A 12,860-nucleotide genomic window follows, 5' to 3' on the forward strand; every position below is an offset into this window, starting at 1 on the left:
TTTGCCTTAGCTATCGGCGCTGGAGGTCCGTAGTTTCGGCCGGAAGTCCAGCTGGCCGTCGCGCTCGAGCTGTTCGCGGAATTCGTCGCGCTTTTCGTGGATCGAGGCGATCACCGGGCCCATGGCCACGCCGATATCGACAAGCACCGCCTCCGACAGCTGCAGCGTCGCCTCGAGCGTTTCGGGCACGGCATGACTTGCCCCGGCGCGATAGAGAGCGGCGGCGTGCTCAGGATCGCGTGCGCGGGCAACAATGAGGAGATCGGGATGCGCCGCGCGCAGCTTGGCGACCAGTCGCTGCGCCAGCACTGGCTCGTCCATGGTCAGCACAACTGCCGGCGCGGTCTCGATCCCCAGCCGCGACAAGGCATCCCCCCGCGCTGCATCGCCGAAGGCGGCACGATAACCCTCACGCTTGGCGCGCTCGATCAGGTCCGGATCGGAATCGATCGTAACATAGGGCTTGTTGTGTTTGGCCAGCATATCCGCGACGAGCCGCCCGACGCGCCCGGCGCCGACGATGATCGTCCGCGGCTCGTCGACCTCGACCTGAGCCAGTTCCGGGACAGGTTCGACGCGGCGGGCAATGACGCGACCAAGCCGTGCCAGCAACGGTGTAACAGTCAGGCCGATCGCGGTGACTATCTGCCAGAATTGCGCGGTTTCCGCATCGATCAACAGCGCAGAACTGGCGGCCGCGAGCACGATCAGCGTCGTTTCGCTGGGGCTGGCCATCAAGACGCCGGTTTCGGCCGATGTGCCCCTCCGCGCGCCCATCAGGCGCAACAGGATACCCGTGACGATCGCCTTGAACACCAGCACGCCCACCACCGCCAGCATGATCGGGCCGAGGTTTTCCCAGATCGTGATGAGGTTGATGCTCATGCCGACCGTGATCAGGAACACGCCAAGCGCAAGGCCCTTGAACGGGTCCATGATCGTTTCGACTTCGGCGTGGTATTCGGTTTCAGCGATCAACAGGCCGGCGATCAAAGCGCCAACTATGGGTGACAAGCCGGTCGCGGCAGTGGCGAGGCTCGCTCCGATCACGACCAGTAGCGAGGCGGCCAGGAACAGTTCCGGACTTTTGGTACGGGCTGCCTGCGCAAACAGGCGCGGCAACGCGATCCGCCCAAGTACGAGCAGGGCGGCAACCACCAGCCCGCCTTGCCACAGGGTGTCGACCATTCCGCTCCAGCCAGCGTCCTGGGCGTGGGGGGCCATGGCGCCGAGAATGAAAACAATCGGCACGATCATGATATCTTCGAACAGCAGCATGGAGAGCGCCGCACGCCCGACCGGCGTTTTTGTCCCGGAGATCGGCAGCACAATGGCGGTCGAAGAAAAGGCGAGCGCAAAGCCCAGCGCCAGCGCCCCGGTCCAGGCCTGGCCATTCACCATGCCAAGGAAGGCCGCGAGCGAGGAACCGATAATCAGCAGTTCGAGCGCGCCCAGCCCGAACACCAGCCTGCGCAATTGCCAAAGTCGGTTGAAGCTCAGTTCGAGACCGATTGCGAAGAGCAGCAGGATAATCCCAAAGTCGGCGAAGGGGGTCAGGCCCTCTGGATCGGTGATCGTGATATGCGCCAGCCACGGGATTTGCGGCACAAGCGAGCCCAGGCCATACGGCCCCACGGCAATCCCGATCAGGATAAATCCGATGATCGGCGTAATCCGGAAACGCGCGAATACCGGAATCACGATACCGGCAGCGCCCAGGATCACCAGCGCATCAGACAACATCGGGGAAGGTGCGAGTTCGCCTGCCATGCAATGACTATAGCGCCCTTGCTGCGATGGTCACCCGCTTTGCATAGCTATCCACCACGGCCACCGTGCGGCCCGGTCGATGGCTCGGTGCTGTCGCTATCTTCGCCGATGCGGGGGAAACCTGGCCTACGCGCTTGTCCCATTCGATGCGATAGAGATCGAAGCGGCGGTCGGCGAGGTTCTGGACCGTGCCCTCTGCCCTGGCCCAGCTGAGATCGGCGAGGTTGACGTCGCTGATCGTCAGCGTTTCGACATTTTCGGTCGCCTCGGCGGCGATACCGTCACGTGCGAAGGGGAAATCGCAGGGTGTGAGGATGCAGCTTTGCGCATACTGGATGTCCATATTGGCGACATTGGGCAAGTTCCCGACATTGCCGCTCATCACAACGTAGCACTGGTTCTCGATCGCGCGGGCCTGCGCGCAATAACGCACGCGCATATAGCCCTGGCGGCTGTCGGTGCAGAACGGGACGAAAATGATCCGCGCGCCTTCGTCAACCAGCCGGCGGGCGAGTTCGGGGAACTCGCTGTCATAGCAGATCAGCACGCCAATGGGGCCGCAATCAGTCTGGATCGCATCGATAGTATCGCCGCCCTTGATGTTCCACCAATAGGCTTCGTTGGGTGTGGGGTGGATCTTCTCCTGCGCGTGGACCGATCCATCGCGCAAGCAGACATAGGCGACATTGTGGATGTCGCCATCGTCCATCCGGGTCGGGTGCGATCCGCCGATTATGTTGATGTTGTAGCCGAGCGCCATCTCGCTCAGCCTGGTGCGGATCCGCGGCGTGAAACGGCTGAGTTCCTCGATCGCCTCTTGCGAGCTGAGTTCCTGCTCCTGCGCGCTTAGCAACATCAGCGTGAAAAGCTCGGGGAAGACGATGAAATCGGCTTCATAATCGGATGCCACGTCGACGAAATATTCGACCTGCTGCATGAATTCATCGAAGCCGGAGACTGCGCGCGCCTGCAGCTGGCAAGTGGCGATGCGCACGCTCTCGACATCGCGCGGCACCCTGTGTTTGGGCGGTGCGTCTGTGTCTACGTATGGGTTACGCCATACCATGCGCACCGCATTAGTCCGCGATTGCTTGTCTTCTGGCAGGTAGGCGCGCAGCACACCCTGCGCCTCGAAGCCATTGGCGAGCTGGAAACGCAAGACAGGATCGTGGATCTTCCCGGCGAGCACCATCTCCAGATATTGTTCGGGTGTGTCGGCGCGATTGGTCTTGCGACGCTTGGCCCGGGTATAACCTGGCATCCGGCCGCCAAACACGATCCCGCTTAATTCAAGCCGTTCGGCCAGCGCGCGGCGTTCTTCGTAAAGCCTGCGTCCGATCCGCGTACCGCGCGTCTTTGGATCGACGCACATTTCGTAGCCATAGAGCCATTCGCCCTTGGCATTGTGGCGGCTGCCAAAACCGTTTCCGGTCACTTCGTCCCAGCTGTGATCGGAGAAGGCGACACGCTGGCTCAGCCGCATCGACGCGCAATAGCCCACCAGCTTGCCATCCAGCTTGGCGACAAAGCAGCCTTCCGGATAATTGTTCAACTGGCCGCGGATTTCGCCGTGGGTATAGGCCGGCATATCGTCATACACCCGCCTTACGAGATCGGCGATCGCCCGCACATCAGACAGTTTTGCTTGGCGAATTTCCAGCCGTGCCCTGGCGCGCGTTTCGGTCATGAAAGTCCCCCGGTCCAAGTCTTTACATGCAAAGGGCAGCCGATCCGGTTGGGGAAGGGCTGCCCTGAACTTACGCTATGGCACAGCTGTTGTTCCGAAAATCAGCTCCAGCTGGCCATTTCCTTTTCAAGGTTCTGCACGATCGCCTCGAAAAATTGCTCGGTGGTAAGCCAGTTCTGGTTGGGGCCGATCAGCAGCGCCAGATCCTTGGTCATGTCGCCCTTTTCAACGGTTTCGATGCAGACCCGCTCAAGCGTTTCCGCAAACCGCACCACGTCCGGCGTACCGTCGAACTTGCCGCGATAGATCAGGCCCCGGGTCCAGGCGAAGATGCTGGCAATGGGGTTGGTCGAGGTCGCCTTGCCTTGCTGGTGCTGGCGATAATGGCGGGTGACGGTGCCATGGGCGGCTTCCGCTTCCACAGTCTTGCCATCCGGGGTCATGAGGACCGAAGTCATCAGCCCCAGCGAACCGAAGCCCTGCGCCACCGTGTCCGACTGGACGTCACCGTCGTAGTTCTTGCAGGCCCATACAAACTTGCCGTTCCACTTCAGCGCCGATGCAACCATGTCGTCGATCAGGCGGTGTTCGTAGACGATGCCCGCTTCCTTGAATTTCTCGGCGAAACCTTCGTTGTCGAACACTTCCTGGAACAGGTCCTTGAAGCGCCCGTCATACGCCTTGAGGATGGTGTTCTTGGTGCTGAGATACACCGGCCAGCCCAGGTTCAAGCCATAATTGAAGCTGGCGCGCGCAAAGTCACGGATCGAATCGTCAAGGTTGTACATCGCCATGGCGACGCCGGCGCTGGGGAAGTCAAACACTTTGAGGTCGATTTCCTGGCCGTCCTCGCCCTTGAAAACCAGCCGCAGTTCGCCGGGGCCGGGGATCAGCGTGTCAGTCGCGCGATACTGGTCGCCAAAGGCATGGCGGCCGACGACGATCGGATCGGTCCAGCCGGGCACCAGCCGCGGCACGTTTTCGATCACGATCGGTTCGCGGAAGACCACGCCGCCCAGGATGTTGCGGATCGTGCCATTGGGGCTCTTCCACATTTTCTTGAGGCTGAATTCCTCGACGCGGGCTTCGTCCGGGGTGATCGTCGCGCATTTCACGCCGACGCCGTATTGCTTGATGGCATTGGCGGCATCGACGGTGATCTGGTCGTCGGTCTCGTCGCGCTTCTCGATCGAGAGATCGTAATACTTCAGGTCGATATCGAGATAGGGCAGGATCAGACGTTCGCGGATCCACTGCCAGATGATTCTCGTCATTTCGTCGCCGTCGAGTTCGACGACCGGGTTCTTGACCTGGATTTTCTGCATGTTGTCCCTGTTCGCTGCAATTTTTGGGAATTGGAGTTCGCGCGGGCTTTAGCAGAGGTGTGCGTGCGCGCAAGGGAGGGGGCGGGCAATAAAAAACCCGCCGACACGCGGCGGGTTTTGGATGGTGGGCGTACCAAGGATTGAACTTGGGACCCCTACGATGTCAACATAGTGCTCTACCACTGAGCTATACGCCCGCACCATCGAACGGCCACTCCTTGAGCGGCGGAGAGGCCCCTTAGCTTGAGCCTTTCTGCCAATCAAGGGGTTCCGGCGCTATTTTAGAGTGAAGCTTCGCGGCGGTCCTCGAACATGCGTTCAACTTCCAGCACTAGGTCGCGCAGATGGAACGGCTTGGAGAGCATTTTCGCATGCGGTTGCTCGCGGCTAGCCTTCAGCGATACCGCAGCAAAGCCGGTGATGAACATCACCTTCGTGCGCGGCGCGATCTCGGCGCAACGCTGTGCCAACTCGATCCCGTCCATCTCTGGCATGACAATGTCCGACAGCAACAGGTCGAACGGCTCGCGTTCGAGATAGGGCACTGCCGCCGTACCGCGATCGACCGCAACCACTTCATAACCGGCATTGGTCAGCGCGCGCTCCAGATAGGTGCGCATTGCATCTTCATCCTCCGCAAGGAGAATTCGCAAGGGTGTTCCAGCTGTCATCCTTCCGGTTTAGCGTGAGTCCATTAAGAAACCTTTTTCACCCTGCCTGATGCCGCCACCGATCCCGCGAGGGGCACCCGGGCTTTGACATCCGGCCATCCAACCGGCAGCACCAAGGGATGACCACTGCGGAACGCGAATCAAGACCCGTGCGGCACGAAGCGGGCGGCTTCATTCCCGGTCATACCGGCAGTGAGGGTGAGCGTCCGGCTTACAGCCTGCGCGCGCCGCTATCGCCGCCATTGCCTGTGCTGATCACCGTGCCCCACGCCGGGCGTGATTACCCTTCGCCGCTTCTCGCTGCCATGCGCGATCCAGACTACGCCTGCCTGCGGCTGGAAGATCGCCTGATAGATGAAGTTGCCGCGCTGGTTGCCGAGGAAACGGGGGCTGTGCTGATCATGGCCCATGCGCCGCGCGCGATGCTCGATCTCAATCGCGCACGCGACGATGTCGATTGGGACATGATTGAAGGCCATCGCTCGCCGCGTGTGCGGCATTCGATGGCCAATCGGCGCGCCCGCAGCGGGCTTGGGCTGGTACCGCGCCGCCTCCCCGGGCATGGCGAGATATGGCGCAGGCAGTTGCCCGCTGCCGAGCTTGAAAGCCGAATCGAAGGCATCCACCGGCCCTATCATGCGGCAACCGCACGCGAGCTTGCCAGGATCCGCGACCAATGGGGTGCAGCCTTGCTGATCGATTTGCATTCCATGCCGCCGCTGCGCCGCACGCGCGAATTGCCAGATCCACCGGCATTCGTGCTGGGCGACCGGTTCGGGACAAGCTGCGTTTCGGCGCTGGCCAGCCACGGATACCGCTTCCTTGAGGCGAGGGGGCATTCCGTTGCCCACAACCGCCCATATGCAGGCGGTTATGTGCTGGAGACCCATGGCGCGCCCAAACGGGGGATCCATGCGCTGCAGCTCGAAGTATGCCGCTCAAGCTATCTCGACGCCCGGCTAGAGCGCTCGACGGCCAGGATAAAGCCGCTGGCGCGGTTGCTGGCAGCCTGGGTGCGCGAATTGGGCATTGAAACCGCGCGAATGGCAGCTGGTGGCACCATCCAGCTCGCGGCCGAGTGAGGCAAGCCTACGCGATTTCCATTCAAGCATGAAAAAACCACCTCGTGCGAAGTGCACGAGGTGGCCAAGGTTCAGGGAGGATGCGCCCACAAGCGGGACGCAACATCCGTGCAGGCAATGAGGGAAGCCTGCGCCGGATAAAGTAAACCTAGGTGTCGCCGGCGAAGTTTTCAAGCTTCGCCTGGCTTGACCCGCTCTGATGTCTAGTTTGCGGCTTCCATATTCTCGGTTGCAGCATTGGGTTCGGGCACCTTGCCCTGGGCCATCTGGCGCGAGAAAATCACCCGCATCAGGTTCAGTGAAAACAGGTGCGCATGGATGATCAGCAGCATGCCGTTCTTGTTGAGCGTTTCGAGCGTTGCCGCCGGAAGCTCGCGCAGCTTGTTTTCATCGACCATGCGGAAGCCGCGATAGATGAACGGCTGGTCGGGCTTGTCATTGCGGGTGATCGCGATTTCACCGTCCATCAGCAGGTCATGCTTGGCCAGCTCGTCCATGAACGCCTTGGTGCGCGAACCGGATTCCTCGAACTTCTGGCAGAAATCAAGGATGCCCTGCGTAACCTGGCTGGGCTCGCCATTCTCGTCGAACAGCGCATCGCCTTCAGCGAAATCGCCGACCACTCCAGCGCTCGGATCGAAGCAGAGCGAAAGCTCTTCTGCACCGGGCTGCAGCCGCGCGAGCATGAAGGGATAACGGCGGGTGTAGGCGGGCAGGTACACATTCTCGGTGATCTTGCCCTCGGCGTCGACAAAGGTGTTCACCCCTTCGTTCAGCCCCATCAGCGCCAGCGGCACCGGGTTGTCGCCAGCGCTGAACACGATCGGAAAATCGCGCTGCGCGTCGATCAGTTCATCGACGGTGACGGGAAGCGCGTGAGTCTGGCCGATGAAGCCTGCATCGGCAAACGGCTTGATCTTCCAGCTCTTGTGGTCGCGGCTGTTGAGCGGCAGGAGGTCTTTGTAAAACAGGGGCAGTTGAGGCTGCGGCGCGCTGGCCATGGGAATTCTCCGAAACGTGGTGTTAAATTCAAAAAGGCCGCGCTGGCGTGCCAGCGGGCCGGACACAGCGCCTTTAGGCGTTCAACTGGCCAGAGGCAAGCGAGACAAGCTTGCCAGGATTGAGCAGGCCATAAGGGTCAAGTGCCTGCTTAACGCTGCGCATAATTGAAAGCGCTGCGGGATCGTGCAGCCGGGCCAGTTCATCGCGTTTCATCTGGCCGATGCCGTGTTCTGCGCTGATCGATCCGCCCCATTCGGCCACCATATCGTGCACATGGCGGCTGATCGCCTTCCCCTCGCGCTCCTCCCACTCGCCGCGCTTTGCACCTTTGGGCGCCAGGACATGGAAGTGGACATTGCCGTCGCCCAGATGGCCGAACGCGACCCCGGTTGTGCCTGGAAAACGCATTTCAACGTCGGGAATGGCTGTTTCGATGAAGCTCGGCATGCGCTCCACGGGAACGGATATGTCGTGCTGCATCGCAGGGCCGATCGCACGTTCGGCTGGCGCAATGGAATCGCGCAGCAGCCAGAACTGCTCCGCCTGAGCCTCGTTCGCTGCGATTACAGCATCGTCCAGCAAATCCGCTTCCATCGCGGCTGCGAGGGCACCTTCGGCATGCTCCCGCAATTCGCCCTTGCTGTCAGGGCCGCCGACCAATTCGATCAATGCATGCCAGGGATAAGCATTTGCCAAGGGCGCGCGCGCATTGGGGAGGTGCAGCAGCACGCTTTCCAGGCAATGCGCTGGTACCACTTCGAAGCCTTCAAGCTCGGTTGGCATCGTGCGTTCGAAATGCAGGAGCAGCTCGCGCGCCTCGTGGATCGTTTCTACGCCGGCCCATGTCACCACTCGTTCGTCAATCGCCGGGATCAGGCGCAGGTTGGCAGCTGTGACGATCCCCAGCGTACCTTCTGATCCGATCAGCAACTGTTTGAGGTCAAAGCCGCGATTATCCTTCTTGAGTGCAGTCAGGCTGTCGAAAATCTGCCCGTCGGCCAGCACCGCCTCGATCCCCAATACCTGCGCGCGCATCGTGCCGTGCCGCAATACCTGCGTGCCGCCCGCATTTGTCGATACCAGGCCGCCAATCGTGGCAGAGCCCTTGCCGCCTAGTGTAAGCGGAAATCGCAGCCCCTCTTGTTCAGCAGCTTCGTGAAGGTTTTGGAGGATCACACCCGCCTCGCAAACGATTTGCCGGTTTTCCCGATCGAAGCTGCGGATCGCTTCCATCCTGCGCAGTGACAACACTACCGATTGTCCGCTGGCATCGGGAGTCGCGCCGCCCGACATCCCGCTATTGCCACCCTGAGGCACAATCGGCACGCCGCATTCGGCGCATAGTTTGACGAATTCCGACACTTCGCGGGTAGAGGCGGGGGAAGCCAGGCCCAGCGCGCTTCCGTGAAACCGGCCGCGCCAATCGGTTAGCCATGGCTCCAGCAAATCAGGATCGCAAGTGAAGCCGCGCGGCCCCAAAAGTTCTGCGGCGCGGCGCAGGAAATTCTCCGATGAGGTCATGTTTGCGCCTATGCCATATCCGCAGCCCGCAATGCCAGCACTTGCTGGCAGGTGAAAATGGATTAAGCCTCCATTCAAGCCCGCGTGGTAGACGGGAACGCACCAAGCAACCAGAAGGTCGATAAATCAGCGGTACACGTCGCCCGGATTTCCCAGCATGCCCAGCCTGATCGCCTCGCTCGCGCCTGTCGCACTGCTCGCCGCCGCCGGCGTCGCGCATGATGCACGGTGGAGCAATCAGCCTGAGGTTTTAAGGTTTGGCCCCGAACAGCCGGATGTGGAGATAAACCCGGGAGCGGTGCTGCGTGACAGCCTTGTGGCGGAATGGCCACCGAAATCGCCCGCCGCTAATCAAGTGCGTATCGAACGACAGGTAACGGTCCGGATTACGCCGCTTACAAGCCGCAGCACGATCGAACGGCAAAGCCTGATGGCGGAAATGCCCCAAGCTCCGCGCCCGACACGCTATCAGGAGCGAAAGATCGGCAAATGCGTATCGGTTGATGATATCGCGGGGGTGCAAACCGGCAGCGGCGACCGATTGGTCCTGTTCCTGCGTGATCGGCGCATGGTCAGCGCGCGGCTGGAAAAAGCGTGCCGTGCGCGCGATTTCTACTCCGGTTTCTATCTCGAACGCAGCAAGGACGGGAAGCTTTGCATCGAGCGCGACAAGCTGCAATCGAGGGCGGGCGCCAATTGCGAGGTCGATCGTTTGCGCGAGCTGGTTCCGGTCAACGATTGACCGGACGGTTCCATACCGCGTGATTTCTTGACTTCCGGCGCATTTTCGGCAACAGGCGCGGCGTCGCCCGCGATCTTCTTCGCGGTTGCACAATGACCGGCGCGATTTCGCGCTAGCTTACCCGGAAATCGATCGACGCATGACCTTCGCCGACCTCGGCCTCTCTCCCGAATTGCTCAAGGCGGTTGAAGCCGCCGGCTATACCACGCCCACTGCCATCCAGGCGGAGGCCATTCCAGCAGTCCTGATGATGAAGGACCTGATCGGTATTGCGCAGACCGGGACGGGCAAGACCGCGAGTTTTGTGCTGCCGATGATCGACGTGCTCGCCAGCGGGCGCCGCCGTGCGCTGATGCCGCGCTCACTCATCCTTGAGCCGACGCGCGAGCTTGCCGCGCAGGTGGCGGAGAACTTCGAAAAATACGGCAAGAACCATGATCTCAAGATGGCGCTGCTGATCGGCGGGGTGCAAATGGGCGACCAGCTCAAGGCGCTCGATGAGGGTGTGGATGTGCTGATCGCCACGCCGGGCCGGCTGATGGACCTGTTCGAGCGCGGCAAGATCCTGCTCAGCGGGTGCGAACTGCTGGTCATCGACGAAGCCGACCGCATGCTCGACATGGGCTTCATCCCCGACATCGAATTCATTTGTTCCAAGCTGCCTGAAACGCGCCAGACCCTTCTGTTCAGCGCCACCATGCCGCCGCCGATCGAGAAGCTGGCAAAGAAATTCCTCAACAATCCCAAGCGGATGGAAGTCAGCCGGGCGGCAAGCACCAACAAGGACATCACTGCCTTCAAGGTGCCCGTCAAGAGCCGTCAGAAGCGCGAGACACTGCGCTGGCTGCTGCGGCATGACCTGGTTGAAACCGCGATCATCTTCGCCAACCGCAAGACCACCGTGCGTGAACTGAACCAGAGCCTGCAGCGTCACGGCTTCAGGAGCAGCGAGATCCATGGCGACATGGATCAGAGCTCGCGCCTCAAGGAACTCGACCGGTTCAAGCAGGGCGAAGTGAATATTCTGGTCGCTTCCGACGTCGCCGCCCGCGGTCTCGATATCAAGGGCGTCAGCCACGTGTTCAATTTCGATACACCATGGCACCCGGACGACTATGTCCACCGCATCGGACGCACGGGCCGGGCGGGGGCAAAGGGCCGGGCCTTTACCTTCGTAGCCGAAGAAGATGCCGAGGCGATCGCCAATGTCGAAAAGCTGACCGGCAGCAAGATCAAGGTGTTCGGCAAGGAAGACGTTCGCGTCGAACTAAAGCCGGCCGAGCCCGAGGCTGATGAAAAGCCGCCGCGCATACCCGCCAGGCAGCCGGCGGATGAGCCGCGCGAAGAACGCCCCAAGAAGCCGCGCCGGGAAAAGGAAATGCGGGCTGAAAAGCCCAAGCGTTCGAGCCCGCGCCGCGACGATGATGACGAGCCGGTACCGGCTGGGGAATGGAATGGCCCCAAACCGGACTTCCTTAGCGTCGGCTTTGGCGGCTGACAAACCACCCGTTGAGCTATTGTGGAGCCTTGCTCAGCAATTCCACCCGCTTTTGCAAGGTCGCCGATTGCGGCTCAAGCGCGAGTGCCATGCGAGAACTGACCAGCGCGGCCGCTGTGTCACCCGCGGCCTCCTGCGCTTCCGATAGGCTATCGTATGCGTTGGCGGATTTTGGAAAGGCCAGAACCGTCAGTTCGAACACCAGGATCGCCGGGCGCTTGTCCGGCGCTTTCAGCAGACTGTACCCCAGCCGGTTGAGTTCATCCTCATCCAGTTCGAACGCAGGCGAGGTGGCGGAAAGCTGGTCGGCAAACCACTGACGGGTGTCCGCTTCGGACCCCGCTGTCACCCGTTGATACAACGCCTTGCCGATGGTCGGCCTGACGGCGGGCGGCGCCTTCCCTTGCGACAGCTGGAATAGCGCGCGGGCGTTCGCGTCCATCCGGTCGTCCTGGGCGTTGTTGGTCAGCTGGATCACGGTAACCTGGCTGGCCGGGAAATAGGCCAGTTCGGACTTGAAGCCGCGAAAATGGCCGTTGTGGCCCACTTTGGCGAGACCTTCGGGGGTCTTGCGCAGGGCAAAGCCATAGCCATAGGGTGCTGCTGTGCCGTCGCTCAGCTGCATGGCGGTGGTTGCCATGCGCCATTCGCGCGGGCTCAGAATGCGCCCACCAGACAGTGCATTTTGCCAGCGCAGCAGGTCGTCGACCGTCGAATAGATCCCTCCTGCCCCGCGGATGTAGAACATCGGCGTCTGGTCGTAGGCCCTGCGGGTGCCATCAGGCATCGGCTGAAAGCCAAACGCGCGCCGGGAAATCTGCCCTTCGTTCGCGGGTGTCCGTACGAGGGTGCGCTTCATCCTCAGCGGCTTGAACAAGGTACGATGGAGATGATCGGAGAAGGTCTCGCCCGTCCGGGCTTCGACCAATGCGGCAAGAACAAGATAGCCGGAATTGTTGTACGCGTACTTTGTCCCCGGTGCGAAAACGGCCGGGCGTTTGCCCTCGGCCAGCACCGAGACGATATCCGAGCCGTCGAGCGGGGCGGTGGCTTGGCCCGATCGCAACAGCGCTGAATAATGGTTGAGCACATCGGGCATGCCGGAGGTGTGGCTCAGCAGCTGAGCAATGGTGATGTCCGGGTAGGGAAACGCGGGCAGATGCCGCGCCACCGGATCGGCCAGCGCAAGGCGCTTTTGTCGCGCCAGCCGCAAGACGGCGACGGCGGTGAATTGCTTCGAAATCGAGCCGATATCGAACTGACTGTCCATGGTCAGCGGTGAGCGATCCAGATCGCCGGCATCGCCGATAGCGGCGCGATGGATCGGCTTGCCCTTGCGGGCGACCAGATAGGTGCCATTGCAAACCTCAGCGAGGCGACACTGGTCCAGATAAAGTGCGAAGGGATCCGCTGGTTCAGCGGGCGCTTCTGCCCATGCCGCACCGGCAGAAAGCAGTGAAATTGGCAGAGTGACGAGAGCGAGTGCCATACGGCCGGGTCGGTAGTGCATCGCTGTATTAATTCTATAAGACACAAGGCGACGCAAGGGGCAAAGTGTACTA

10 protein-coding genes and 1 tRNA gene are annotated in these 12,860 nt (G+C 61.3%); 3 read left to right on the forward strand and 8 right to left on the reverse strand.

Annotated features, from left to right (window positions below; all coding sequences use genetic code 11):
• Positions 1 to 6: 6 nt before the first annotated feature.
• The 5 genes from G6N82_RS14450 to G6N82_RS14470 all read right to left on the reverse strand — a co-directional run bounded on the left by G6N82_RS14450 (position 7) and on the right by G6N82_RS14470 (position 5,453).
• Complete coding sequence (locus tag G6N82_RS14450) at positions 7 to 1,770, reverse strand: cation:proton antiporter (protein WP_165197635.1); 1,764 nt, start codon at positions 1,768 to 1,770, stop codon at positions 7 to 9.
• A gap of 7 nt (positions 1,771 to 1,777) precedes the next feature.
• A complete protein-coding gene (locus G6N82_RS14455; protein ID WP_165197637.1) occupies positions 1,778 to 3,457 on the reverse strand; it encodes a bifunctional GNAT family N-acetyltransferase/carbon-nitrogen hydrolase family protein in 1,680 nt (559 codons plus the stop codon).
• 101 nt (positions 3,458 to 3,558) lie between these two features.
• Complete coding sequence (locus tag G6N82_RS14460) at positions 3,559 to 4,782, reverse strand: NADP-dependent isocitrate dehydrogenase (RefSeq protein WP_165197639.1); 1,224 nt, start codon at positions 4,780 to 4,782, stop codon at positions 3,559 to 3,561.
• A 122-nt stretch (positions 4,783 to 4,904) separates the two neighbouring features.
• Positions 4,905 to 4,979 (reverse strand) — tRNA-Val (locus G6N82_RS14465).
• Between the two features lie 84 nt (positions 4,980 to 5,063).
• Complete coding sequence (locus G6N82_RS14470; protein WP_165197641.1) at positions 5,064 to 5,453, reverse strand: response regulator; 390 nt, start codon at positions 5,451 to 5,453, stop codon at positions 5,064 to 5,066.
• Positions 5,454 to 5,572: 119 nt separating this feature from the next.
• Between G6N82_RS14470 and G6N82_RS14475 the strand changes: the two genes are divergently transcribed.
• Positions 5,573 to 6,535 carry an N-formylglutamate amidohydrolase gene (locus G6N82_RS14475; protein ID WP_165197643.1) on the forward strand — a complete coding sequence of 321 codons (963 nt, stop codon included), beginning with the start codon at positions 5,573 to 5,575 and terminating at the stop codon, positions 6,533 to 6,535.
• Positions 6,536 to 6,738: 203 nt separating this feature from the next.
• Here G6N82_RS14475 and G6N82_RS14480 read toward each other — a convergent pair whose 3' ends face one another.
• Positions 6,739 to 7,536, reverse strand: coding sequence for a SapC family protein (locus tag G6N82_RS14480; protein ID WP_165197645.1), 798 nt, complete (start codon positions 7,534 to 7,536; stop codon positions 6,739 to 6,741).
• Between the two features lie 73 nt (positions 7,537 to 7,609).
• On the reverse strand, positions 7,610 to 9,058 hold the full coding sequence (locus tag G6N82_RS14485) for an FAD-binding oxidoreductase (RefSeq protein WP_165197647.1): 1,449 nt from the start codon (positions 9,056 to 9,058) through the stop codon (positions 7,610 to 7,612).
• Between the two features lie 157 nt (positions 9,059 to 9,215).
• Between G6N82_RS14485 and G6N82_RS14490 the strand changes: the two genes are divergently transcribed.
• The gene (locus tag G6N82_RS14490; protein WP_165197649.1) at positions 9,216 to 9,800 is read left to right on the forward strand and encodes a hypothetical protein; all 585 of its coding nucleotides are present in this window, start codon (positions 9,216 to 9,218) and stop codon (positions 9,798 to 9,800) included.
• A gap of 139 nt (positions 9,801 to 9,939) precedes the next feature.
• Positions 9,940 to 11,298, forward strand: coding sequence for a DEAD/DEAH box helicase (locus G6N82_RS14495; RefSeq protein ID WP_165197651.1), 1,359 nt, complete (start codon positions 9,940 to 9,942; stop codon positions 11,296 to 11,298).
• A gap of 16 nt (positions 11,299 to 11,314) precedes the next feature.
• Here G6N82_RS14495 and G6N82_RS14500 read toward each other — a convergent pair whose 3' ends face one another.
• Complete coding sequence (locus tag G6N82_RS14500; protein ID WP_165197653.1) at positions 11,315 to 12,808, reverse strand: serine hydrolase domain-containing protein; 1,494 nt, start codon at positions 12,806 to 12,808, stop codon at positions 11,315 to 11,317.
• Positions 12,809 to 12,860: the final 52 nt, after the last annotated feature.

It is taken from the genome of Altererythrobacter sp. BO-6 (genome assembly GCF_011047315.1).
In the GTDB taxonomy this organism is placed as follows: Bacteria; Pseudomonadota; Alphaproteobacteria; order Sphingomonadales; family Sphingomonadaceae; genus Erythrobacter.